This window comes from Bradyrhizobium sp. 25ACV (assembly GCF_054863005.1).
On record NZ_JAVAYO010000006.1, the window covers coordinates 157,100 to 180,650 of the forward strand.

25 protein-coding genes and 1 tRNA gene are annotated in these 23,551 nt (G+C 58.8%); 9 read left to right on the plus strand and 17 right to left on the minus strand.

The features are described from left to right. The first annotated feature begins 174 nt into the window (after window positions 1–174). The 4 genes from RAD04_RS15865 (at window position 175) to RAD04_RS15880 (ending at window position 3,305) form a co-directional block, all read left to right on the plus strand. Entirely contained in the window at window positions 175–1,365 is a 1,191-nt protein-coding gene (locus RAD04_RS15865; RefSeq protein ID WP_461624507.1) for a Rieske 2Fe-2S domain-containing protein, read from the plus strand. A 62-nt stretch (window positions 1,366–1,427) separates the two neighbouring features. Continuing rightward, window positions 1,428–2,723: a spinster family MFS transporter gene (locus RAD04_RS15870; protein ID WP_461624508.1), complete on the plus strand. Its 1,296-nt coding sequence runs from the start codon at window positions 1,428–1,430 to the stop codon at window positions 2,721–2,723. 142 nt (window positions 2,724–2,865) lie between these two features. Next, the gene (locus tag RAD04_RS15875; protein WP_018320134.1) at window positions 2,866–3,069 is read left to right on the plus strand and encodes a hypothetical protein; all 204 of its coding nucleotides are present in this window, start codon (window positions 2,866–2,868) and stop codon (window positions 3,067–3,069) included. Window positions 3,070–3,228: 159 nt separating this feature from the next. Further along, a tRNA-Asp gene (locus RAD04_RS15880) sits at window positions 3,229–3,305 on the plus strand. Between the two features lie 40 nt (window positions 3,306–3,345). Here the strand turns inward: RAD04_RS15880 and RAD04_RS15885 are convergent. The 7 genes from RAD04_RS15885 to RAD04_RS15915 all read right to left on the minus strand — a co-directional run bounded on the left by RAD04_RS15885 (window position 3,346) and on the right by RAD04_RS15915 (window position 10,316). Beyond that, complete coding sequence (locus tag RAD04_RS15885; RefSeq protein WP_461624509.1) at window positions 3,346–4,629, minus strand: hypothetical protein; 1,284 nt, start codon at window positions 4,627–4,629, stop codon at window positions 3,346–3,348. Window positions 4,630–4,835: 206 nt separating this feature from the next. After that, a complete protein-coding gene (locus tag RAD04_RS15890; protein ID WP_461624510.1) occupies window positions 4,836–5,297 on the minus strand; it encodes a hypothetical protein in 462 nt (153 codons plus the stop codon). Between the two features lie 292 nt (window positions 5,298–5,589). After that, entirely contained in the window at window positions 5,590–5,958 is a 369-nt protein-coding gene (locus RAD04_RS15895) for a hypothetical protein (RefSeq protein ID WP_461624511.1), read from the minus strand. 490 nt (window positions 5,959–6,448) lie between these two features. Beyond that, on the minus strand, window positions 6,449–7,075 hold the full coding sequence (locus tag RAD04_RS15900) for a GTP pyrophosphokinase (protein WP_461624512.1): 627 nt from the start codon (window positions 7,073–7,075) through the stop codon (window positions 6,449–6,451). Beyond that, a complete protein-coding gene (locus RAD04_RS15905) occupies window positions 7,075–8,154 on the minus strand; it encodes a nucleoid-associated protein (RefSeq protein ID WP_461624513.1) in 1,080 nt (359 codons plus the stop codon). The genes RAD04_RS15900 and RAD04_RS15905 overlap by 1 nt, the downstream gene beginning before the upstream one ends. A gap of 159 nt (window positions 8,155–8,313) precedes the next feature. Further along, window positions 8,314–9,048 carry a hypothetical protein gene (locus RAD04_RS15910; RefSeq protein WP_461624514.1) on the minus strand — a complete coding sequence of 245 codons (735 nt, stop codon included), beginning with the start codon at window positions 9,046–9,048 and terminating at the stop codon, window positions 8,314–8,316. Beyond that, window positions 9,045–10,316 carry a hypothetical protein gene (locus tag RAD04_RS15915; protein WP_461624515.1) on the minus strand — a complete coding sequence of 424 codons (1,272 nt, stop codon included), beginning with the start codon at window positions 10,314–10,316 and terminating at the stop codon, window positions 9,045–9,047. The genes RAD04_RS15910 and RAD04_RS15915 overlap by 4 nt, the downstream gene beginning before the upstream one ends. Window positions 10,317–10,416: 100 nt before the next feature. On the opposite strand from RAD04_RS15915, the gene RAD04_RS15920 reads away from it, so the two are divergent. Then, window positions 10,417–10,599 (plus strand): hypothetical protein, encoded by a 183-nt coding sequence (locus RAD04_RS15920; RefSeq protein WP_461624516.1) that lies wholly within the window; start codon window positions 10,417–10,419, stop codon window positions 10,597–10,599. A gap of 230 nt (window positions 10,600–10,829) precedes the next feature. After that, entirely contained in the window at window positions 10,830–11,210 is a 381-nt protein-coding gene (locus RAD04_RS15925) for a hypothetical protein (protein WP_461624517.1), read from the plus strand. A 5-nt stretch (window positions 11,211–11,215) separates the two neighbouring features. On the opposite strand, the gene RAD04_RS15930 is transcribed toward RAD04_RS15925, so the two are convergent. From RAD04_RS15930 to RAD04_RS15945, 4 genes are all read right to left on the minus strand, one after another. After that, a complete protein-coding gene (locus RAD04_RS15930; RefSeq protein WP_183247692.1) occupies window positions 11,216–11,419 on the minus strand; it encodes a cold-shock protein in 204 nt (67 codons plus the stop codon). Window positions 11,420–11,513: 94 nt separating this feature from the next. Continuing rightward, complete coding sequence (locus RAD04_RS15935) at window positions 11,514–13,103, minus strand: hypothetical protein (RefSeq protein WP_461624518.1); 1,590 nt, start codon at window positions 13,101–13,103, stop codon at window positions 11,514–11,516. Next, the gene (locus RAD04_RS15940; RefSeq protein ID WP_461624519.1) at window positions 13,100–13,270 is read right to left on the minus strand and encodes a hypothetical protein; all 171 of its coding nucleotides are present in this window, start codon (window positions 13,268–13,270) and stop codon (window positions 13,100–13,102) included. Before RAD04_RS15940 ends, RAD04_RS15935 begins: the two co-directional genes overlap by 4 nt. Then, on the minus strand, window positions 13,267–13,890 hold the full coding sequence (locus RAD04_RS15945) for a hypothetical protein (RefSeq protein ID WP_461624520.1): 624 nt from the start codon (window positions 13,888–13,890) through the stop codon (window positions 13,267–13,269). Before RAD04_RS15945 ends, RAD04_RS15940 begins: the two co-directional genes overlap by 4 nt. Before the next feature lie 307 nt (window positions 13,891–14,197). Between RAD04_RS15945 and RAD04_RS15950 the strand changes: the two genes are divergently transcribed. After that, window positions 14,198–14,584 carry a response regulator gene (locus RAD04_RS15950; protein ID WP_461624521.1) on the plus strand — a complete coding sequence of 129 codons (387 nt, stop codon included), beginning with the start codon at window positions 14,198–14,200 and terminating at the stop codon, window positions 14,582–14,584. A gap of 28 nt (window positions 14,585–14,612) precedes the next feature. Here the strand turns inward: RAD04_RS15950 and RAD04_RS15955 are convergent, their stop codons facing one another. The 6 genes from RAD04_RS15955 to RAD04_RS15980 all read right to left on the minus strand — a co-directional run bounded on the left by RAD04_RS15955 (window position 14,613) and on the right by RAD04_RS15980 (window position 18,509). Then, on the minus strand, window positions 14,613–14,903 hold the full coding sequence (locus RAD04_RS15955; RefSeq protein WP_461624522.1) for a hypothetical protein: 291 nt from the start codon (window positions 14,901–14,903) through the stop codon (window positions 14,613–14,615). Beyond that, window positions 14,878–15,162, minus strand: coding sequence for a hypothetical protein (locus RAD04_RS15960; RefSeq protein ID WP_461624523.1), 285 nt, complete (start codon window positions 15,160–15,162; stop codon window positions 14,878–14,880). Before RAD04_RS15960 ends, RAD04_RS15955 begins: the two co-directional genes overlap by 26 nt. After that, a complete protein-coding gene (locus RAD04_RS15965) occupies window positions 15,162–15,419 on the minus strand; it encodes a P27 family phage terminase small subunit (protein ID WP_461624524.1) in 258 nt (85 codons plus the stop codon). The genes RAD04_RS15960 and RAD04_RS15965 overlap by 1 nt, the downstream gene beginning before the upstream one ends. A 487-nt stretch (window positions 15,420–15,906) precedes the next feature. Further along, window positions 15,907–16,419 (minus strand): hypothetical protein, encoded by a 513-nt coding sequence (locus tag RAD04_RS15970; RefSeq protein ID WP_461624525.1) that lies wholly within the window; start codon window positions 16,417–16,419, stop codon window positions 15,907–15,909. A gap of 175 nt (window positions 16,420–16,594) precedes the next feature. Next, window positions 16,595–16,954, minus strand: a complete 360-nt coding sequence (locus tag RAD04_RS15975) for a hypothetical protein (RefSeq protein WP_092257057.1) — start codon at window positions 16,952–16,954, stop codon at window positions 16,595–16,597. A 193-nt stretch (window positions 16,955–17,147) separates the two neighbouring features. Next, entirely contained in the window at window positions 17,148–18,509 is a 1,362-nt protein-coding gene (locus RAD04_RS15980) for an AAA family ATPase (protein WP_461624526.1), read from the minus strand. Between the two features lie 1,360 nt (window positions 18,510–19,869). Between RAD04_RS15980 and RAD04_RS15985 the strand changes: the two genes are divergently transcribed. Beyond that, the gene (locus tag RAD04_RS15985) at window positions 19,870–21,984 is read left to right on the plus strand and encodes a lysylphosphatidylglycerol synthase domain-containing protein (protein WP_461624527.1); all 2,115 of its coding nucleotides are present in this window, start codon (window positions 19,870–19,872) and stop codon (window positions 21,982–21,984) included. Between the two features lie 254 nt (window positions 21,985–22,238). After that, window positions 22,239–23,234 (plus strand): O-antigen ligase family protein, encoded by a 996-nt coding sequence (locus tag RAD04_RS15990; protein ID WP_461624528.1) that lies wholly within the window; start codon window positions 22,239–22,241, stop codon window positions 23,232–23,234. Window positions 23,235–23,551 lie beyond the last annotated feature (317 nt).

Genomic DNA, 23,551 nt, shown 5'->3' on the forward strand with positions numbered 1-23,551 from the left:
GAGCCTGCCAAGTCCGAGCCTGCAAGTCCGAGCCCGCCAAGCCCGGCCGGCCGCCTCATTAAATGCGACTAAGAGGCATTTTGGAAGATCGTTGACATTGTCATCGAATTATCTTTCACTGGATCCAAGGTGCCGAAAAGGCCCGGCCAACACGGCCAAAGCGGGAGGACCAGCATGACCATCACCCAGCGGGATCGTGACCTCGGCACGGCCTATGCGATGAAGCCGGCGCACACCCGCACCGAGCTGACCTCGGTCGTGCGCGGCACGCCGATGGGCGAGCTGCTGCGCCGCTACTGGCACCCGGTCGGGCTCGTCGGTGACGCCACCGACACACCGAAGAAGGTGCGCGCGCTGGGCGAGGATCTCGTGCTGTTCCGCGACAAGCATGGCCGTGCCGGCCTCTTGCACGCCCGCTGCTGCCACCGCGGCACGACGCTGTACTATGGCAAGGTCGAGGAGGACGGCATCCGCTGCTGCTATCACGGCTGGAAGTTCGACACCGAGGGCCATTGCCTGGAGCAGCCCTGCGAGCCCGATGGCGGCCAGTTCAAGGACAAGGTGCGTCAGCCCTGGTATCCGGTCGAGGAACGCTACGGCCTGATCTTCGCCTATATGGGCCCGGCCGAGAAGCGCCCGGTGCTTCCGGCTTACGAGTGCCTGGAAACAATGGACGACGGCGAGATGGTCGAAGCCGATGATTCCTCGATCGGCGGCGGCGGTCCCGCCATCATCCCCTGCAACTGGCTGCAGCATTTCGAGAACGTGGTCGATCCCTATCACGTGCCGGTGCTGCACGGCTCGTTCTCGGGGCCGCAGTTCACCAACATGATGGCCTCGATCCCGGAGGTGAAGTTCGAGAAATCGCCGCGCGGCGTCCTCGTGCGCTCCGAGCGCAAGCAGGACGACGGCAAGGTGTTCTATCGCGTCAGCGAGGCCGCGCTGCCGACATTACGCGTCGTGCCGAACCCGCGCGTCGCGCAGTTCGCGCGCGTCGAGTCGATCGGCTGGGTTCTTCCGATCGACGATGGCTCGTTCCGGATCTATGTCGCCGGCCGAGTCAAGAACTCCGGCGACATCAGCCGCATGCGCTCGAAGTTCAACGGCAAGTTCTGGTGGGACATGACCGAGCAAGAGCACCAGCAATTCCCGGGCGACTATGAGGCCCAGGTCGGCCAGGGAGAGGTGACGGTCCATTCCGAGGAGCATTTCGGCCAGAGCGACCGCGGCATCCTCATGATCCGGCGCATGCTGAGCGACCAGCTCGATGCGCTCGCCGCAGGCCGCGATCCGATTGGGGTCTCGTTCGATGCAAGCGCGCCGCCGGTCGAATTCGAAGCGGGGAATTACATCCGCGAAGGCTGACCTTCCAGCCCCTACTTCAGGGCTGGACCATTAACGACAATAAACACAAATTGGGGGAAGCGATGGTCGATGTGACGTCACAGATGTCGGTGCAAACGGCTGCCGCGGCAAAGCCCCCGGCGCGGCGCTATTACGTGCTGGGGCTGCTCACGATCATCTACGCGCTGAACTTCCTCGACCGCACGATCTTCAACGTGCTGATCGAGCCGATCAAGAAGGAGTTTGCCCTCAGCGACACCATGATGGGCCTGCTCGCGGGCTTCGGCTTTGCGCTATTCTATTCCCTGCTCGGCATTCCCATCGCGCGCGTTGCCGACCGGCTCAACCGCCGCAACATCGTGGCATTGGCCTTTGCGTTCTGGAGCGCGATGACCGCGCTGTGCGGCGCGGCCACCAGCGTGACCTCGCTGGCGCTGGCGCGCATCGGCGTCGGCATCGGCGAGTCCGCGGGCTCACCGGCCTCGCAATCGATCGTCGCCGATCTCTTCGCCAAGAACGAGCGCCCGCGCGCGCTCGGCATCTACGCCATCGGCACCTATCTCGGCGTCTTCCTCGGCTATTTCATCGGCGGCTACGTCAACCAGCACTATGGCTGGCGGATGGCCTTCTATGTCGCCGGCCTGCCCGGCATCCTGCTCGCGTTGGTGCTGTGGCTGACGATCTCCGAGCCGAAGCGCGGCGCGATGCAGGAGAGTTTCGTGCCCGAGCCGCTCGGGCCGACGCTGCGCTTTCTCGCCTCGCAGCGCAGCTTCATCATCGTCCTGATCGGCTTCTGCCTCACCACCTACACGAACTACGCCACCGCGGCCTGGATCCCGCCGTTCCTGGCCCGCGTGCATCATCTGTCGAGCGCCGAGATCGGCACCTATGCCGGCACCTTCAAGGGCCTCGCCGGCATGGCCGGCACCCTGCTCGGCGGCTTCGTCGTGGCGCAAGTCAGCCGCCGCGACGACCGCTGGAAGCTGTGGGCGCCCGCGATCACCTCGGGCCTCGCCGGGCCGGTGTTCGCGCTCTGCATGCTGACGCAGGATTTCGCGATGATGGTCGCCATGCTGGCGCTGACCTCGTTCCTGGTCGGCTTCCATCTCGGCCCGATCTTCGCGATCGCGCAGACGGTGGCCAAGCCCAGCATGCGCGCGCTCGCCTCCGCGCTGATTGCGCTCACCGCCACCTGCTTCGGCCAGGGTGTCGGCCCGCTCGCGGTCGGCATGGTCAATGACGCGCTGAAGGGCAGTTATGGCGCAGAGGCCGTGCGCTATTCCCTGCTCTCGGCGGCGGTCACGACCACGCTCGGCGCCCTCTTGTTCATCTGGGCCGCCCGCACGATCCGGAACGATATCGGCCGGGCGGCGGCCTGAAGGCCGTTCCGGCCGCCAGCCTGGCGCAACCAAGCGGGCGTAATGATGAAACCATTTTGCGGAACCCGCGAAACCATCCGGAAACAGATGGTCCTTAAGACATGAGCCTACAGACGGCGGCAAAGCCCGTCGGGAGGCTCAGATGAACCACTCAATTCACTCTGCTGATCGTGCGACCCACCTGAAGATCGTGGTGGTGGCGCTGGTGGCTGGCATCACAGTGGCGGCCTTCGGGATCGCAGCCCGCACCAATGCCGATTACAGCCAGACCGCCCAGTCCACCCACGTCATCAAGGCCGGCAAGCCGGTGGTGGTGACGAGCGCGGGCACGTCCGAGATTCGCTGAAACGTCCCGTTCCGGGCTGACCGATGGCCGCCTCCGGGCGGCCTTTTTCGTTTTCCAGAGCAATGCTTAGCCGAGATGCATCGTGCCAGCGCAACGTCCTTGACTTCACTCAGCCCCGCCTTTAATTCCCCCTCGTTCCGCGCGCATCGAGCGAACCACGCGGGAGTAGCTCAGTTGGTTAGAGCGCCGGCCTGTCACGCCGGAGGTCGCGGGTTCGAGCCCCGTCTCTCGCGCCATTGTTTTCAATGGCTTAGCAGGGGTGATATCCCCTCGGTTTCAACTTTTCCCGCCGCCGAGTTTCAACTTTCTGAGCTTGTTCTGTTCTGAGCCGAGCAACCGCCGGCCTATTCTGCGCGCCTCGTCCGCAGCCCGAACAGCCGCGATATTCACCGGCATGTAGGTCTTCTGCAACTTGCGGTTCTGGTCGATGCTGTTCGCCATCTTAGCGGAAATGGTCTCAACGGACGCCCCTCCGGCATTCGCCTCCACGGCACCGGTGCGGCGCATGTCCATCAGGCGGCGGGTCTCGCTCTTGCCGAAGACGGCCCGGCGCAGGTCCGCGAAGTCATCGATAAGCGAGTCCTTGGTGTAGGGAACCGGCAGACGAGGACGGCCGCCCTTGCCCGTGGGCGTAAAGCCCTTGGTGCGGAAGATCGGCGCGTCGTCGTGCAGGTCGTAATCCAGCCCAGCGACATAGGCCTCCACGAGCCGCTGTGAGCGGGCTGTGAGCGTGCCTATCGCCGGCTCGCCAGTCTTGACCCGGTCGCTCGTAAACGCCATGTCGGTGCCGCTCGTAACCGCCTGTGCGGGCGTAAGAGTGCGAGCATCGACCGGTGCAAAGCCAGTATCCCATGCAATGGCGATGATACAGGCCAGCCCTCGGTATCCGGCGCGCCATCCTTCTTTGACGAGGCGAACAACCTCGCCCTCGCTCCAAGTCTCGGTGCGGCCAGGCACTCCGGTCTTCCGGATGATCTGCGACGGGTCGGCCTCGGGCGGACAGAGCTTCATGCCGGCTAGGACGTTGTATAGCGCCCTCCAGATCTTCAGCGCGCGTCCGGCCTCCCCATCGCCCTTCATGACTTTGAGCCGGCCGTACCACCGGTCCAGCAGTTCGAAGGTGACCGTCTTGGGGTCGACGTCCCCGAAACTGTGGTCGATGTATTTCCAGCCGCGGTCCCAATCCTCACGGGTCCGCGGTGGTTTCGATTTCCATTCGTTGCTGCGACGGAATCGCTCAAACCCGTCTCCGACGCTCCCCGTGGGATAGACCCGAGCTGGCGGCTTCTCCAGCCCCTTGCGAGCTCGCTGGTACCGCTCCTCCCATTCTTTCGCGATAGCCCAAGCATCTGGGCCGTCGTGCCCGCAGGACACGTTTCCAAAACCCATGGCGCGCATCTTCGCGGTGGGAAGCCAGTAGCCGTGCTTCCCTTTGCGCACCACGTAATGCTTGAGCTTAATGTTTCCCAAGGCTCGCCAGCCGCTCCTCGAATACGTCACGCGCATCAACAGCCACACCAGCCGCCACGCCAAGCCCGGCGCGTCGATCCAGCCAAGCATCAATAGCCTGTAGATCGTAGTGGCCTGTCACAGGGCATGCAGCCGGGAAGCCGATACGTTGAAGTGCAGATAATTTAGCCCGGAAATCTGACTCGGTCAGGTGCAGCCGCCGCGCGGCCTTCTGAGAAGGCACTAGGCGCGGTTCGACGGGGAAGCGAATTGCGCTTCCCCGGATGTTGTCGTTGGCGGGAACCGGCAACGTCCACCTATCCGATCTTGGCTGCTTCGCGCTCGCAGATGCGCCTCATCAGGGCATCGTATGCCGGATCAGATTTAGGCTTCACGTTCATATCACCGTCCATTGATAGGGACGCGTCTGTCGCGAGTACTGATACCACCTCGTCAATGTTCTTCGGCAGCCAGCTAAATCCAATCGAAGAAAGCGATGCGCTGACTCGCGTCTCAAACGGGGGCGGGTCAGAATCAAAAACCCTCCCCTCACACCACGAGTCATACGTTAGGATGGCGTCATTAAGCGCCATCATGGCCTTTGTTGATGGTTCCTGGCCCGCCAACGTATTGAGCAGTTCAATCGCTCTTTCGCTGCGTGCAGCATCATGGGGATGCCGTTCCGTCGCACGCCTACGATATTCAGCGGTTTGCGACAGCCTGTACTGAAGCCCGAATTCCTCGAAGGCCTTCAACGCTGCGTGTGTTTTTTCAGACATATTTGCACCCCAAAGTAATCTCGTTCGCCTGCTGCACCATGCGGACAAGCGTCGTCATTGCCCCTGCGGGCCTGCAGATTGGATTGTCGGGGTGACAGCGCGCCCCGGTCTTAGGTTTCGAGCTTTACCTCGCCGGCCGGAGCCGACGCACAAGCCGCCAGATTGGGCGCGCCGACTGTCAGTATACATCGAGACGGCGCGGATCATAGGCAAAACCCGTAAAATTCTTCCCGCGATGGAGAAAAAGCCCGCCCCTCGCTGAGGCGGGCCGAATCCCAAACGGGTTGCTTTTTCAGGCCGGTTCGGTAGCCGCCGCCTTCACTGGCATTCGGTGAACCTCTGGCTCGATTTCATCGTCACAAATTCCGAGCTGCATCACCACCAGATCATCATCCGTGCGACTGTGCTTGTCGAGCAGCGCGACGACGTAATTACCCTGCAGCTTCTGATCGGGGTCTTGCTTGCATGCCCATCGACGCCAAGGCAAGGCACGCACATTGGCCTCCGGATCGTCGCAGTAACTCCCATGGCCCGTTCTGCTGGCATGCGCACTGGCGTACGGCCTCACGCCGGCTTCGCGAAGCCCGTGAAAATACGTCCTCGCACAAAAAGCCGTTGATGGATCGACACCGGCGCTAGCATTAAGATTAAGATCAGTCATTCCTATCCCCGTTTAGTCCGGTGCATTTGACCGGCCCCGAAACTGTGGTACCACAGATTCTATGAAGCGCCAAGCCGTGAAAGTACGGAAGAAGCGAGGACCTGCCCCAACCGGCAAGGGCACGCAGATTCAGGTCCGCCTCCAGCCCGATGACCTAACTGCGGTTGATGACTGGATAGCCGGGCAGGACAGGGCTCCCACTCGCCCGGAAGCAATCAGAACGCTGATGCGGCAGGGGCTGAAGGTAAAGCCGAAAGGCTGATCCGCCACAGCAACCCTGCGATATCCACCAATGGCCAAACGGCACACGAAGAGCAGCCCGCCATGGAAAGACGGTGACCCAATCACCGTGGCCACGCTGGAATGGTGCCTCGATCGGTTAAGGGACTGAATTGGACCGTGAGAAACCTCCAGTCCAATCCATGAACGGTACTGACGGTCCAGATATCGCGACATCTGCTCGCTATTCGCGAGCGCTGCTTGGATTTCCTCATGAACCCTCGAGAAGTAATCCCCCGTCGCTCGCTTCAATGAGTGCCATACTTTTGGCCGCCGACCTTTTCAATGAAGGGGTGGCTTGCACGTTCGGTTTGTAAATCGTGTCGTGAGTTAACTCACTGTATGCATGCTGAAGAAGGGTTCTAACCTGTATTTCACATGGCGTATCGGCGGGAATTTCGACAGACTCGAAATTGATCAGATTTCTGGATCGAACGATGTAGTGCAACGATTGATAGTCGAATTCATACGGGCGCAGCATTTGCTCTTGAACGTAGTCCCTGGCCTTCTCAGCAATCCAGTCGTTCACACTGAGAATGGCGTCATCTATCTTCTTTACTTCAGAGCCAAGCAGGACGACGTAGCGAATGCCGACTTTGTCTTCAATCTCGTCGTACGGGCTTTGATATTCTTTGCCGCGGTGAAACGCCTTTTGAAGTAGCGAGTCTTCCGCTTTCAGACGCGCTTTTACAGGGATCCTCAGGAAGACTTCGAGTCCTACCGGCGACGCAAACACCGAAATTGCTTCGGACAGCTTTTCGACGACAAATTTCCCCCAGGCCGAGTAGGCCGGGCTTTCACGCCGCCACCTTTCCAAAAACTCTTGCTCTCGGTTCATTACCGCTCATCTGTCAAAGATTGTCGGATCGTTATTCTCGTCCAACGATCCGAGCCCTCTCCGCCAAATTCCTTTGCTGTCCCTTCTCTGATTTCGACCGTCTTGTCATTCAGCGCGACTGCAGACACGGACAATTCAATGTCTGATCCGAAACGGAAGCGGCGGCGGCGCAGTCGATTTCCCATGGCGCTTGTATCTCTAACAACCGCCCGCATTGGAAACTTCTTTGCAGACAGGAAGTTCGAGAAAGAGTCTCGGTGCTCCACCGGCAGATACTTCTCCGCAAATTCGTTGGATGAAAACGTTTTCCCGTTCTCGGCTTTAACATATGTGTGCAGAGCGTCGACGATGTCGCGTCGCTTTTCTGTCGGCAGGCCGGATTGCTTTACGTAATCGCGGGTCAAATCGAAGAATCGAGCAGTCTCATAAGCCCCGTCTTGCGGAAGCTCACAGCCGAGAAACCCTTCATAAAAGTATTGCGCCGCCGTTTCTCGGTGTGTTGGCGAAATGTTCGTATCGAACACGTATGCGTGCCAACCTTCCTGCGGAGGCAGGCTTTCGTCCATCCGCACAAAGAGGGCGACCTTATATAGACGCTGAGCAGCTGTTAGGAAGAGATCGTCTAAGAACTCAGTGAGAGTTTTCTCCCGGCTTTTGTATCGGCGAAACCCTGTTTGCTTCTCGGCCTTTATCACGCCGACAAACTTGTGATCTGCGCCGCCTACGGTGCCATCAAAAACCAATACGACGCCGCCCGGAATGTTCGAGTGACGCTGTTCATCCGCTAACCGATTGGGAATTCGTCGTGAAAATTCTAGGAACTCTTCATCGGTTGCTTCGAGTAGCTCACATACATTGTGGAAGTGGCTGCCGGCCTCGAACTTGGCGATCTGCATCAGGAGGCTCTTCGCTTCAGCCGACAGAGCTTCCGTGATCCGAAGCTTGAACTGTTCGATTGCCTTCTCGGGCAGCTGCTCAAGCATGTCAGCGCATATTGGATCAACGCGCCGCTTGTCCGCACCTCTCCGAAAAACCTCATGCGCGGAAATTCGGTTTACCTTCAGGTTCTCAAGTAACATCTGCTTCCATCCCCCAGCACCACCGTGCACCAAAAGATGGAATTTTCGTCAAAGCTCAACCGGAACATATCAAGAACGATATCATCTATTCGTCCTATGTCAACGTCTGGCCACGCAAACATTCGATAAACAGCGAGAGCGGGCCTCCAGGCGGCCCCCTCACGCCGCCATCCGCCCCGCCCTCCAAGTCTTCCAGTCCATCGGCTTTGGCCTTATCGGCTTCCCTGTGCGATCCTCCGCCCAGCGGTGGACCACGCGCTGGGCGACGCCATCGCGTGCTACGGTCGTAAGTACCGCATGGCCGCCGACAACGTGGCGTCCATCGAAGGGTTTGCGGCGCTGAATCTCCATGCAGTGCAGCAGATAAGATTCAGGATCTACCTTCTCCAGGTCGGCAAGCAAGTCATAGCCCGCCGCCTGAAATTCCTCACGCGATGGCGGCGGCATCGAAATGATCGGCAATTCCGTCAAACTCGCCGCAACGTGCTTTTCCTCAAACTCAGCGCTCTGTCTGACCAACAAAGCTTTTGGTGTGCCGGCTGTCTCTAGTTCAATGGAATAGATCGCTGGCCGATCTTCTTTTTCATGCCAACCAGCCAGCACAACGCAAGATGCCGCGTCTCCATTGCGATATTCGCGCGCGTAGCGCTGGAAATGATGGTTGATCTGGAATTCCGCGGTTTCAATCAAATTATCAAATGACTTGTAGGCGAGACGACCCCATAGCCATTCGCCGAACTGCGCCGGACCAGTCGCAGCCACTACAGCGTTCAACCGATACAGACGATGGGCCTTATTTAAGTTCACATCGTCTGGAACCCCTTCGAAGTACGAAACGCCGTCCGCCAGTAGGAATGCTGCGTCACCTCGAACGAAACCATTTATTGCGCTCATGGCCGAACCTCCAGGCCAGCACGTAATTCTGCTTGCGCCGCAGCGCCCTTGCCAGCGGCCACAGTGTCCGCAATCGCCCTGGCCGTGTGCTTTATGATGGATTCTGTCGCGCGATCGTATGCGCTTGCGGCACTATCGCCGCCGCGCTGCGGAAGCTTCGCGGCGTTTGGATCTGCGTTGTTAGCGGAAGATGGCCGCGACGCCGGCAGTGGAACTCCGCCGGGAAATTCGACCTTGGACTGCTGCTCAGCCGCAGCCTGCAGCATGTCGCGAGCGAGCTGTGCCTTGGCGCGAATAAGCTCTAGGCCGGCGACAATCTCAAGATTCTCAGGCTTCCCTGAGGCATTCAGATGCTCGATTGCGCGGGTGATCTGGTCGACATCTTGCGGCAAGCCCCGCACGGCCTTTTGCATGATATCCGCAGCATCAGCCCATCGGTTGAAGGTTTCCTGTCCGCTTCCAGGCGTGATGTTCTGCGAGGCAACCGCTGTCTTTACGAGATCGTTGGCCTTACCAATAAGGTCATCCAGCCAACCGCCAATATCAGCGGCAGTCGACTTGAACTGGGCAGCGAGTTGAGCAGAGGACTGTTTCCAGGCACGATCGAATGCGGCGGCCTTAGCGACCGTGGCGCCATCTATCACGGCGCCGGCCGCTTCGGCTCCCTGCGCGATATCCTCAAACGACTTGCTTCCGTTGCGAATTGCCTCAACCCAACTCTCGGAAAGACCGAGCATCTGCGCTGCTTTGGTCTTCTCTGGAATCGACTGAAACTTATTAATCAGATCGATGCCGATAGGCAGAAGCTGGTTCAGGCTGATAATCTGCCCATTACGGTCCTTGTACTTGATGTTGTTAGCATCAAGCAGCTTCGTCAGTGAGTTTTCATTTTCCTTGGCGTCGGCCAGCAGTGAGGCGACCTTGCGCAGATCGGTAACAGACTCCTGCGAAGAAACACCGCCCTGCCCTGTAGCAAATTGGATCTGCTGGAATCGCTCTGCAGTAAGACCGGTGAATTCAGCGTTCTTCTGCAGGTCAGCAAGTTCGCTATTGACCTTGGTAAGCGCAGCAAGGAGCCCGCCAACCAAGCCGGTAACACCGGCAGCGGCAACGCCAAGCGTCGCGAACCCGCCCGCCGTTGGGTTGAGGTTAGCAAACGAACGCTCGATGCGGTCCATCGCAGCATCCGCCATGTCGCCAGCTTGATTCAGATCGCTTTGGAATTGGTCCAGCTTCGCGCCGAGTTGAACTACCAAGTCGTTTGCCATTGATTTCCTATTGGTGATTGCGCGCTACGTAACGTCGTGCGGGTTTTCGTATCGCGCCTGGTGTGTTAGACCGCGCTCCTCACCACTGAAGGAGCGCGTTTTGGCTAAGAAGACCAAGAAGACTGTTCGCCGTGAGTGGACCAAGGAAGACATCAAAGAATTGAAGGCACACTCGAAGGCGCGGACGCCTGTGATCAAAATCGCGAAGATGACGAAGCGAACCGAAGGCGCGCTACGTCAGAAGGCCATCGTGCTAGGAATCGGACTCGGGCATCAACGGTGATATGAGGGAGCTAATAAGCTCCCCTTCTTAGGAAGGTAGCGCCTCAAGAGTTCTACCGCATACGTCGACCGCAAAAGCACCTCTGCGGCGCGGTCTCCGGAGGAACACTTGGGCAGGCTGAAGCTTGAATCCGCGCCGGCTCGTCCCCGGAGCTGGCGGAGCGGCCCCGGCCCATATCCCCGCTAAGCTCCCAGGTCGGGGCCGTCTCCCAGTAGTATCGGAGTATGCGTATGCGTCAGTCGCCTTCGATTATCCCGCTGGATCGCCTCGACCGCGACATCTATTTGGTGCTGGAAGACTTCGGCGCGCGGGCAGGCTGTGCTTGGCGCGAGACAGACGAGCAGGACACCGACCGGGAAACGGTGCTGCGCGATTTGCTCTCAGGCCAATACGCCTATCCCGTCCGAATTGTCGCGTTCAACGCCATCGAGGGCTGGTCCCGCGATGCCACTGAGGACATTGCAGATGCGTTAGCAGAACGTGCTGCTCGGGAACGGTTGGACCTGACGTCAGCGCTCGAAGCCTTCGTCCAGGCTAACGCGAGCCGTCCTGTTGCTTTGCAGCTCGCCTTGCCGCTGCGCGGCGCCGCTGATGCTCAAGCGGCGCCCTAGGCGGATCAACCGATCCGCAGGTTCTCCGCCGAGTCTTTCCCGCGATTGTTCACGACGTCGAAGCTAACCTTGGCGCCCTCTGCGAGAGAGGTAAAACCGGCCCTCTCAACCGCTGAAATATGGACGAAGACGTCCTTGCCGCCGTTGTCGGGCTGAATAAACCCGTAGCCCTTCGTAGGGTTGAACCACTTGACAGTACCCATCGCCACTTTGAATTCTCCATTTTCCAAAAACCAAAGCTAGTGCCGGAATTTCGACAAAAGCAAGGCTGTTGCCGGACGCGCCGCGCATCTAGCTAAAGCCCTAAGAACCATAATGCTCAGTGACGATGATGATGCCGGCGGCGCCATTTCCGCCTGCCGTACCACTTGTGCCTGCTGCTCCGCCCGACCCTCCGGCGCCGACTGCATATGAATAGCTCGCGGCAGGGCTCGTTATGATCTTTTGTACGGTGCCACCGGAGCTTCCCCCAGCTCCCGTATTTGTCGATGCGGCGTTCGTAGTCCCTCCACCGCCGCCAGACCCCGAATTTGCAGCGGCTGCGAATCCAGCGGAGTTCGCACCGAATATGCCCCCACTCCCACTCCCGCCAAGAGATGAGCTTCCGCCCTGAGCTCCATGGCCAAGTTCGCCTAATCCACCTCCCTGGCCTCTACCACCAGGTATGTTTACATCACCACCCGTTGCGGTCCCGGCGGCGCCGGGTGTTGCGATCGATCCGGAAGCGCCTCCTCCAGCGGTCATCGTTGAAAACGTCGTATTGCCTCCTGATGTACCGGCCCCTGGTGAACCAGAGCCACCACCGGCGCCACCGGCACCGCCGCCTACCAACTCAACCTCAATCCAGAGGCAATTGGCTGGGGTCGTGTAAGTGCCGGACCCAGACGTAAAAACCTGCCGGGTTGGCAACGTGCGACGCGCACCGGTCAGTCGAATGACACCTGCGGCCGTCTCGATACCGTTCGACGTTGTGAAAGCCCCGGTCGCGCCATCGATGGATGCAACACCTGTCGTGCCGGGCTCGCCGCCAACATTGAAATTCCAATCGGCATGCGTACCGCTGCCGTTGGTCTTGTCCACGGTTACGGTGAGAGTCGTGCCGCTATAGGTAGCAACACCCTCCATCCAGTCGGTCGTCGGATTGGCCGCGGAGCTGGCTCGCACGCGCGCGCCGTTAGTGTAGGCGAGACCGGCCTGAGTCGTGAACACCTTGGAGCCTGTCCCGATCGCAAGCGATGTTGTCGACGTACCGCCATAGCCGGCACCAGTCGCGCCGGTCGGGCCTGTCCCACCGATGCTCGCAAGCAACTGCCAATAGGTCGCGTTCGGTGCGGCGTGTCCGGAGCCCGGCGTGGCGTTGATCCAGACGTAGGATGATCCAGCATCGGTCATTACGTCGCCGACGGAATACGTCGTCGATCCATTGTAGGCCCCGGTGAAATTGAATCCTTTGTAGATTCCGAGGTAGGCCCAGACACCCGAGACCTTCGCCCACGTCTTGCCGGTCGTCGGCTGGAATGCATACTGCCCGTCATCGCCAAGCGAGGGGTCTGGATCGGTCTCGTCGATGTCGACGAACACGAAGAATCCGGACGTACGGAACGCCGCGACCAGTTCATTGACAGTTGCCATCGCTTCGGCCCCGGCAAAGCGCTGCGGCGAGACCTGCCAGATCGTGTAGGCGACGCCGCTCTGATTGCCGCCACCCCACGGCGGAATGACAAGATGCGTGGTGTCGGTCACGTCGGAGATGACCGACTGAAAATTTCCGATCTGGAAAATGTCGCCGGGCTTGACGTTCGTTCCCGACCAGATCGTGCCGGAGCCGGTGACGGTCGTTCCGCCCGCCGAGACAGTGGCGAGGCCTGTGGAGTAGCTGGCAAGCGCGGTCAAAGGGATTTCTTCCTTGCTTCAACAATGGCATTTGCTTCGGCGATCGGCAGCCATTTGCCGTCGATCTTGCGCCAGGCTTTGCCCGTGGACGGCTGCCAAGCTAGCCAGCCGCGCGCGTCATGCGGCGGCTCGGTGAGTTCGGGCGGAAGGTCGTGAAGTTGGGTCATCTAATCTCGTCCGGCCATCGCTTCAGCAGCTTAATCCGGATGCCATCCGCATCGACCTGCGTGTGTTGAACGAAGCCTCCGACAACTCTCCCGATAGCGCCCGCGCCGAATGTGCCTTCGGCGGCTTGTTGACACTTCGTTGCATACTGTTTTTCGAGCAATCTCAGTCCTTCCTCAGGGAAACGCATCTCACTTGAGCCATCCACGCGGGGCCGGATGTATCGCTCGACTGCCCTTCCCTTGAAGATGTCGTGCTCGAAATAGCATTCGGTGACGAAGATCAACGGTCCTGCATTCTCAGACCAGCCTGCCAGCACGACTTCGCACCGGCCGGTCAGATTGTGGCCGACTGCCCTGCCCCGTGCGATGCATTTCTTGACCAGATCCGGCATGGCCGCGACAAGCGAAGGAAGATCGGCAAACTGATTTTCGATCAACAGTGCCGATAGCAGAGTCGGCACCGTCGACAGGCCCGTGACCCCAAACGCGGCATTGTACTGAGGCAAGACCGAAACCTTGGTGCCGATGCCGGCAAGTTTTCCGGATGCTGGGTCGTGCCAAGCACCGTCGCTAAAAACGTGCACCGAATCGGGAGTTGCAAATGCATTGATCGCAGTCATTAGTCATCTCTCTCGTTCTCAGTCTCTTCTGCGACTTCGACGATCTCTGCTTCGCCGCAAAGGGTGCTGGTGATCCCGACAGTAGCCAACGTGGCTGCTGCCACGGCTGTAAAAATTGGCATCTAAAATTCCTTTGAGGTTGTAAGTTCAGCAGTTCGGTAGCCGTACTTTAGTTGCTCGCATCAGCTGGCGTTGCGTGCAGAAATGCCGTGCACGCGTCGGATTCTTTCTGTTGAAATATTATGCCGGAACGTAATGGCGAGCGGACATTTGGTTCAGGTAGTGGAACGTAGCGAGAGGTGGCGATATGGCCCACCACGCCCTCATGCACTGTAGGGTTCTCATCCTAGAGGATGAGTATTTGGTAGGTGATGACCTCGCAATTGCACTGCGGTCGCTTGGCGCTCATGTGATCGGGCCAATTTCCCAAATCGCAGAAGCGCTGTCTCTTGATCGCGATTGCTTCGATGTCGCAGTACTCGACGTAAATTTGCGCGATCGCTCTAGCTATCCGTTCGCGGACGAGCTCGCTCGTATCGATAAGCCATTTATGTTCGTGACCGGATACGGCGCCGAGACAATCCCCGACCGCTTCACGCATGTGCCCCGAAGGGAAAAGCCGTGTCTTCCTGAAGAGGTAATCGACGACATCGCTGAACTGTGTAGCAAGGTTCGGCCACCTGTCACGGTGTAGTGCGCGCCAGCCTCTTCGAGAGTGAGTATCATTGAAAATCCCTTTGGTTATCAATTCGGTTCGCGGCTCTCAGCAGCTCCGCCCTAAGCGCCAGCACCGCTTCAACGGGCTCTGGGTCACCACCGATCAGCGATCGAGGCTCCGCACCCAGTGGACAGGCGGCGAACTTGCTGCGCCCGAGCGCAGTAGCCAATGCGATCTTGATGTCACGAAATCTGTACGGGTCGCTCTCGCGGAGGCCCTGCCGGAACAGCTCGATGGCCCGTGGCGTGATCTGACTGAGGCGGTGCCGTTTATTTCTCCTCAGGCGCGCGGGCATCCGGATCTCCGAATTGTTCGAATCCCCAGCAGACGTACTGCGAACCGTTCGGGTGCTCGGCGCGCCACCTGGCCATGATTTGCGATCCGTAGAGCTTCCACGCGCTGCGCGCAGCCTCCCGATCAGGATAACCATGCTCGTCGAGTTCGCAGATGCCGTCCAAATCCCCGGTGCACGGCCATCCCAGTTCGAGCGCCCATTCCCAATCTTCCAGAGTGCCCGTGTTGCGTCGCTTGCCGGCTCGTTTGCGAACCGGCATTAGCGGCGGTTTCCGTAGCTTGCGTCACGCGGCATGCGCGGCCCGTCTGGAGGCTGCACGTCCAGGCCGAGTTCACGGCAAAGAATCCGGAATCGGTTCTGCGCTTTATGCTGAATATCAACCCAAGGGCTGGGTTTCTGGCAGCCAAAGCGGTCCAGAACTACCGCACCATCCTCCGAAATGGCTGCCCGCGCCTGCTCAGATTGATCCAAACTTTCGCAGGCCAGCCGCAAGAGGTGGCGATGGTGATCATCCAAGTCGAAGTCCGTATGAACTTGGCGCCACCAGCCTTTGGCGGCCCCAGATAAGTGATCTGGCGGTCTCGGTGAGGCCATTAAGGTCTCCAAAATATTTTAAACTCTGGGGCAGCGCCCGCGAATGTTGAGGTATGGCGCCGGTAGCTAGAAGCCGAGGCTGGAAAGATCTGACCCACCCCCCTGGGGCCGCTGCCCGGCCCGAGCTAATGGTGCCTTCGCGAGAGAGGGTACTGATCCCTAAGACGAGAAAGGGGGCTGCTCTTGGCCACAGCGACTCGCTCAGTCTCACCGGGGGCTAGCCCACACTTGCCGCCAACAAGCGGTTGTCGGACCAACAAATGCGAGCGCACCTGCAAAGAAAACGAGCGGCAATTCGCCGAAAAGAGATGGCGACGCCGGTAGTGGCCAGCGCGCCGAAGTCTTGCACGTCACGTTGAGAGCGTTGCCCTCGTCGAAATACGTTCCGAATTATGATTAGAATGTGTTCTTAGGCCACAAGGGCAGCATTCTGCGAGCGCTTGCGCCGCGACCTTCGGCGCCTGCCAGCGGGCTCGTTGTCGTTCGCTGCGACAGTCGGCGCACGCTGGGCATCGATCAATGCGATCATCGCATCTTCAGCCGCGTCGAACTTAATCTGGCGTCCACCGACAGAGGGGGTTGTCTTGCCGCCGAGGAATTCCGCGCCTTCCGCGACGGTCGATGCGTAAAGATGGTACGTCGCGCCCACGTCTTGACCCCGATAAAGCAGAGCCGGTCGCGCCGGCTTGCTCGGCTTGACGAGCCGTCTGCTGCCCTTCTGTTGGCGATATCGTTCGACGCAAGCATGCCAGCGGCCGTCGCTGCCCAGCCACTTCGAAAAATCAGCGTTGAAGGTTTTCCGAGCAGCTTCGTCCAATTGCCAGCCATGGGCCGGCCCGATGCCCGTGAAGCGGCGATGAAGCAGCCGGTTCAATTCCTGCGGAGATGGGCGGATCTCCATCACGCGGTCAGCGGCTGGCATGTTGTCGTTCGCGTGTCTCAACGAAACCTCGTGACTTGGTGTGTGCGGGATCCGGCCATCTGCGCGGCTTTAATTTGGAAATCGGCCCAAATGCCCAAGAGATCAAATACTTGCCTACGAAAACAGGGCCGAAGGAAATCAGGGGGGCCGACATGCTCCCCTACTCCGTCACGCCTTAAAGCCTCTCAGTTCGGAGATACACCCCATCCCGCTCGGCACGGCAGGCGTCCACCGTCTCGGCACCAAAACGCTCTATGAGTAGTTCCTGGTCGAGCCTCCTGCTGGTGCGATTCTCCAACACAACTGACCACGTATGGCCCACCAACTCGACGCGGCCTGTACTCAAGATCTGCTGCCTCAGCTCTTCACGGCGCACCTTCAGTCGGCGCAGCGCAGCATCTACCTCACCGAACTGGTCAGCCAATGAAACCCTTCGCGCGGGAGCTGGCGGCGGCTCCAGGCCCAGGTTGAGGTGATAGGTGACGGTTGAAGCGTCATCGTCCGCGCTGGTGCGGTGCAGGTCGGCATAGGCCATTTTATTTGTCTCTCTGCTTCAAAAATCAGGTTGTCTTCTTCCACACCACCCCTTTGCTACGTACCTCCCCACCCACCCCCTTAAAGGGGGGGGTGGTAGAGGTTGAGCACGTAGCGCGCGCAACTACTTAGCTGGAGGGTTGCGCAAGGTTGCGCAGGGTTGCGCAAAAAGTGCAGTTCGAGTGATCGACGTCCTATGATGCAACCTCTACGTGATCGAAGGATTTCCGCTTTATTGGGTCAATGCGCGAAACTTTGATCAGCAGGCCGACCGTAATCATGGCATCGAGAATGGCCTGCACGCGCCCCTTTTCTGAAGTCAGCTTCTTGCCGTCGTCCACCTCGATCCCAAGAACGCTTGCGATCTCGTTGCCGGCCCAATTTGACGATTGGTAGTTGTACCTCACGTCACGATTCCTTATGCCGATCAGAATGGCGGCAATCTGATCCTGCTCGACTGCTGCAAGAGTCATCTCCGCACGCTCTTCGGCCGAGGCATCTGGAGCCATCCAGCGCCTGACCGCAGGGGCGAATTCCTGTGGCCTGGCCAGACCATCGCCATTTCCCAGAGGCACGCTCTCGATGCGATACCAAGCCCCGGTTCCGACGCGCGAGAGATTCCCCTTGTCGATGACCGCGTTGAAGTACTCCCGACGTAGCCCCTCCGGGATGTTCCACCTTTTTGCTTGATCTTCGGTGAGCGGATTGATGACTCGTACGATGCGAGCTTTGTCTTTCAAGGCACTGCCACCACGGCCCGAGTTTGCCGTGACGGGACCCTCGGATTTTACGACATGGTGGGCGAGATCAATCGCGCAATTTAGCCTGTCTGCGATCGTCACCCAGAGCGTCGCAACCTGCTGAATCGCATTGTTGTCGTTCTCGCTGACACCGTGGGTGGATACGAAGGGGTCGATGATGATTGCGTCGGGTTTGAATTCGCCCCCGATTTGGGCGATACCCTCTACCACTGGATGATTGATCCGGAATCCAGTCCTTTTGTCTTCGGTCGCAACCACAAAATTGGACTCGCGTCCACTCGACCACATCAAGCGACCACCGATGTCATCATTGGTGATGCGGTGCAGTGCTGCGGCGGTTTCGAATTGACGCTGGATAAGCTCTGGTGGATCTTCAGTGTTGACGTACCAAACTCGAGTTCTCTTCTTGTGTCCGACACCCAACAAATCGCGGCCCGTCACCATGTCCAGAGCTTCCGCAGTTAGCAACGCTGTCTTCCCGCCACCGCCCGGCGCATAAATAGTCGAGATGTATTTTCGGACTCTGGTTTTCCCATATACAAATTCAAGTTGCGGGAGGGTCTCTGTCCCGCTCAGCTGTAGGATTGTGGTCTTGGGACGACCATCTCCAATGGTATTATCATTCGCAGGCGATAGGAAAGTGTGCAGCACGGGACTGTGCTGTTCGCCATCATCATAGTCCGCGCAAACGCGCGCCCCAATAACCTCGCGCACTGTCGCGAAGCCGAACTGCTGATGTTTTACGCGATCGCCGGCTTGGTATGGGTTATCGGCCTCAACTGCGGTGGTCGTCACTGGTCTGAAGCTCCTTGAAGGCAAGATCTGCAATCGCCCTGTTGAAGGACGGAGAAAAGCCAGCGACACGTTGCTGGAACGCGTTAGGAGCGATGACGTGCGCACGCCCGTCACCGCGTTGGCGAAGCGCCAAGTTGTAGAGACGCAAGTGGTCGTTCAGCTCAAGGTCGAAACGAGCGAGTGTGGCCGAGCCTGGTGGGCTCGGTCTGCAATCCAAGATCCTCACGCTCCGATCCTCTCTTCTGAGCCTCGAGCAATTCCGTACACTATGCGGTCGCCATCAATGGCGCAGAAGGTCCACTCCTCACGAATGATCACGCGTTCCCGTGGCTGCTCATACGGAAGATAGCGACGCCTAAAGTCTTCACAGATCTGCTGGCCGAGCGTCACAGATTGTCTCCTTGGGTTAGACCCGCTGCAAACTAGTAGGGTTGGTGGGGTGAAACACTAAACGCGCTATGACCTAGAGCGGTCAGCTGGAGACCTTCCGATCGGCACCGGTTGACTCATCGTGCGGCTCAGGCTCGCAAGCGCGCACGCCTTCTTCTTCGAAACGAGCGCATGCTCGTCCGGGACAGCTTCGTAGCCATGGGTTGTCGGGTGGTTGGACTAACAGGCCCGGAAAAAGTGCAATTAGCGGGCGTCGTCTAGGGACCGATGCTTCCTGGGCAGAAGGGCCAGTCGAAGCTGCGACTTATATCGCGTAGGTGTCATCAACATGGCCGACAAGTTCGCTATTGACAACTCGAAGACCGTACAAAGCCGCTTTTTATTTTCTGCGATTCCGCTCGATCTGTGAACGGATGCCGTCCTCGGGCGGTTTGTGCCGCCTTGAGCGGAGTGCTGGACAGAAGTAGCTAGATGCTGGGCAAGCGCTCGCCCCCCCCGACCCAGCTAATGCCCTTGCGGCCCGCTGTCGCGGAGCATGCCGCCGCGTTCAATGGCTCGGCGAACTCCCCCTACCCGCCGACCGGCCCTGATAAGCACTCCAACGCTGCCTCAATTACCGGGCGCAAAGCCGCCGACGGTGCATATTCATGTTATCGAGCGAATGACGGTCGTTGAGCCCGCATGGCTCCAGGATCATTTTCGTCGAGCTGGACATAACCTCGCCTCACAAGGTCATTCGGGTTGCACTCGACGCAGCCCATCCTCCTGCCAGGCTCGTCGGAAATCAGACAAACAGCCTAGCGCCTGCCCACCGCGCCCGGACTTTAGTCTGATAGCGACATTGTGCCTTGAAACCGGCGTGCCGCAGCCTATACGGACACTTGGGCTGGCGCTCTACCTCCTGCTGTCTACCGACGCTGCCGGAGGGTCACGGGGAAAATACGTGAGAAACGTTCGAATACTACTGTCCATGGCCGCGCTAGGGGCGGCTATCGCTTTGGTGCTTTACAACAGCGACGTCGAGTCCCTAAAGCTTGCCGCACGTAACATTTCGACACCTACGGTAGTTGAGATCGCGGTAGCCATTGCGATCGGCTATTTGATCGCGAGTGCGCGCGTTCGGATGTTGGCAGCCTACTCGGGCCATTCGCTTGGGTTCAGGCAAGCCGTGGCAGCAGTCAGCGTTGGCCAGATTGCCGCCAATCTGTTTTTTCAAGTCGTTGGCCAAGTGATCGCGAGAGGTTTTCTGTTCTCTCGAGCTGGAATCCCGCTGGCGACGACGGTCGTCATCACGGGATACGAAAGGCTGTTTGCCCTGATCGTATCCGTGCTGCTCGCGGCCTCTGGCGCGCTGTACCTGTTCGGAGTTATCAGCGTCGATGGTCAATCGGGTGGATATGATCTGGCTAAGTTGTTCGTCGGAGCAATTACGGCCCTGATTAGCGGCGCTTGGTTGGGATGGGGAGAAATCGCTCGCTCCCAATTACCCACGATCGATCGCGGACACATCGGCCAGTTCGCGGTTGCATTCGTGTTAAGCGCGGCCATCCAGCTATCAACCATGACGGCCTACATCTTCGTTGCGCATGCGCTCGCGCCGAATACCCCCCTTCTCCATCTTGCCGCAGCTACCACTGTCGTCATGCTGGCTGCCAGCCTGCCGATCAGTCTCGCCGGGTGGGGCATCAGGGAAGTGAGTGCTGTCTTCGCGCTCGGCGCGGTTGGCCTATCTCCCGGCGAGAGCCTAGTGTCCGCGGTGACCATCGGTGTCTTATCCCTGCTCGTGGCGGCAGTTCTCGCTGGCATCTCGCACAGAGCATGGAGATCGACGGGCGCTGTCTCTAATGTCGACGAAAGCACGGCTGGCCGCGATTTCGGAACCGCCCTCGCGAACTGGCTTCCGATCGCAGCAGCAACAGCCGTAGCTTTTCAGGTCTACCTGCCATCCGGCCACGGACGGATCAATGTCAATTTCGCCGATCCGGTGGCCATTCTCGGCGGCGCACTCTTTGCCATTTGGCACATCCGCGACCGCACTTGGCCGCACTGGCGCGTCCCGTTCGTGAACGCATTCCTGATCTTCTTTTCGATCGATACGCTCATCGCGCTGGTCAACGGATATTTCCAGATAGGCTGGACCTCGTGGGCGTTCACGAACAAGGGGCTCGGCTGGCTCGTTCTCATCGCTTACTTCTTTGTGGGGGCCTTGGTCGCAAGTCTCTCTGAAAAGAAGGGGTTCAACATCCTGCTTGGAACGTTCGTTGGGACGGTAACGGCCATCGCAGCTCTCGATCTCTTTCTTCTTATTTTGCGTAGTGCTGGCGTGCCCGTTCCCGAGAGCCTACTTCCGTTCAGGATATCAGGGTTCGCCCAGAACCCTAACGCGTTCGGATTTCAGCTTCTCCTGGCGGTTGCGGCGACAACCGTTTTGGATATTGGCCGGGTGAAGAAGACCTGCATAGCAGCTACGCTTTTTGCTGCGATTTGGTTTTCGGGATCTCGCGCATCCTTCGGTTCGGCGTTGGTACTATCTCTCGTCATTCCACCAGCATTCTGGGGACTCAGCAGGAAGACTTTGCTTCGCGGAGCTCTAATCGCTGTAGGTCTCGCCGTTTTGTCGATGGCGCTTGTCCTCGTTTTCAATAACTGGACCAAGCAAGGCGATGTTCTCTACTCGTTGCTCTACAACCAAGACGGAGAGCGATTTCAAAGTCTCAAAGGAGGTTTTGCACTGTTCCTCTCCAGTCCAATTTTCGGAGATGGGCTCGGGGCGTTTGTGCATGACTACGCTATGCAGACGGGCGATTTCCTTCCCATTCACTCAACGCCAATCTGGCTTTTGGCCGAATACGGAATAGTCGGGTTCCTCATCATCTATGGTGCCGTCGTTTATCTCTGGAAGCGGTCCGCCGGCAACGCATGGACTGGCGACCCAATCGACAGGTTTGTGTTCTTGCTGTTGACAGTTTTCGCAACGATGTCCGCCGCTCATGAAATGCTATACCAGAGAAGTCTATGGCTTCTCCTCGGCGCCGCCCTCGCTGCTCACGGCACGTTTCGATATGCGGCTGCGGAATCCAGATGATACCTAAGCACCTTCGCGCTGCCCTAGAGAGTGCGCGCTATATCACAGCTATTGCTACAGCCTTCATGATTCCAATCAGCACAAGCGGATTGGCGATCGCACTGGGGATCTTTACTTTATTGGCGCTGCTAACAGCGAGACCGTCGGCTTGGTCTGTGACCATGCGATCCGCAGCGGCAATCACACCGGTGCTTATCTTCGCGCTTGTAGCTATCGGGACCCTATGGTCCCATCAGCCCCTCGGTCCGGGAGGCTTGAGCCACTACGTAAAGCTGCTGCTCATTCCTCTCGTGATGGCGACGACATTCAACCGGCAAGAAGCGCTCCACCTGGGCTATGCGTTCGTGGCCTCTTGCCTAATCATCCTCATACTTTCGCTTGCCTCATTGGCCTGGCCATCTGGGCCATGGAGCTGGTTTAAGACACCGGGCGTTCCGGTGAAAGATAATGCCGTGCAAAGCACCTGCTTTGCGCTCTGTGCTTTCGGATTGGCGCTGTTGGCGATTAAGACCTTTGCTGAGGGTCAGAAAAGGCGAGCCCTGGTCGCGGCCGTCCTTGCTCTGCTTTTCTTTGCCGATATCTTCCTAATCTATCTCTCCAAGACAGGTATGCTGATCAGCGCCGCACTACTTGGTCTTTTGCTGGCAAGAATTGCCGGCTGGCGCAAGAGCGCAGTACTCGTGCTGCCCCTGGCAGTCATTGCTGTTGCGGCGACGATGCTATCGAGCGAAGCTCAGCGTCGCATTGTTCAGATCACGACTGACGTTCGCTCACTGAGCGGCGGTGACTCAAAAGCAGGACCAACTCTCTCGACTGCCAGTCGCGTCGACTTTTGGCAAAAAGCAATCGGGATGATCAGCGAAGCTCCTCTCCTCGGACATGGAACAGGCAGCACAAAATCACTTTACCAGAGGTTAGAGGCAGAAACGCCCTCTCCTTACGGCGAGGCAGTTCCTGACCCACATAACCAATTCCTAGCGATCGCTATACAGGTGGGGCTCCTTGGCGGTGCGCTCTTGCTGGCAATGTGGATCAGCCACTTCCTGCTTTTCGAGGGGTCGAGCGTCTTCGCTATGCTGGGACAAGCTGTTGTCTTCCAAAACGTACTCGGCTCGCTATTCAACAGTCAGCTTTCCCAGGTGACGCAAGGAACGTTGTACTGCCTTGCAGTGGGATTGTTGGGTGGCTTGGTGGCCAGAACCAAGACCGACAAAGATGCGCCTCGGCGAGAGTCGGCGGGCCGGCGGTGAGTTTCGCAGGACAGGAAAAGAAAAACCCGCCGGGAATAGCGTGAGCCTGCAAATCAACCTTTGGGCGGGAAAATCGTATAGCCCTTCCGCGCCATGCATTCCGAAATGATCCCGTGAGTCCATACGGTGTCTGCGGTGCGGGCGATCTTCCCGTGGGTGCAGGCCGAGAGGACATGCGCGGCATGGGAGTGCGCGGCGTGCTCGTCTACTGCCACTGCGGCCATCACGTCGCTCTGAGCGCCGATCCCTGGCCGGACGAGATGCGACTATCCGACCTTGAGCCGCGGGTCATTGTGGGGGGTGCGGTAGTCGTGGCG